At 62.5% G+C, this 208-nt stretch carries 1 protein-coding gene; it reads right to left on the reverse strand.

Annotated features, from left to right (window positions below; all coding sequences use genetic code 11):
• Positions 1-208 (reverse strand): cbb3-type cytochrome c oxidase subunit I (locus tag IG88_RS40070; RefSeq protein WP_037837609.1); only part of this gene is annotated, 208 nt, incomplete at both ends.

Here is a 208-nt window from a genome sequence, read left to right on the forward strand (position 1 = left end):
GAACATCGCGAACACGACGGTGCCGAACACCACGTAGTGGAAGTGCGCCACCACGAAGTACGAGTCCGAGACGTGGAAGTCCAGCGGCGGCGAGGCCAGGATGACACCGGTCAGTCCGCCGAAGAGGAAGGTGACCAGGAAGCCGGTGGACCACAGCATCGGTGTCTCGAAGGACAGCGACCCCTTCCACATGGTGCCGATCCAGTTG

This window comes from Streptomyces sp. NRRL F-5650 (assembly GCF_000721365.1).
Taxonomy (GTDB): domain Bacteria; phylum Actinomycetota; class Actinomycetes; order Streptomycetales; family Streptomycetaceae; genus Streptomyces; species Streptomyces ardesiacus.